General features: G+C 48.6%; 1 rRNA gene. It reads right to left on the bottom strand.

The window, feature by feature from the left end:
- Window positions 1-126: 126 nt before the first annotated feature.
- Window positions 127-249, bottom strand: a 23S ribosomal RNA gene (locus ACZYR9_RS27990); the annotation flags it as partial.

Below are 249 nucleotides of genomic sequence, written 5' to 3'. Positions count from 1 at the left end.
CGTGGTTCCCTTCCGCCATCATCACCAAACTAAGAGTTTTGCTTTAGCAAAACTGCGTCGTAAGCTTCAAGGCTTGCACCCTGAAAACTGGATCGAAACCAAAGCTGCTGCTGATCATATATTTTTTTGGATAAGCCCTCGACCGATTAGTATTCGTCAGCTCCACACGTTGCCGCGCTTCCACCCCGAACCTATCTACCTCGTCGTCTACAAGGGGTCTTACATACTGGGAAATCTCATCTTGAGGGG

Source organism: Paenibacillus sp. F024, assembly GCF_057814255.1.
This window is presented reverse-complemented; position numbering and strand designations above follow the sequence as displayed.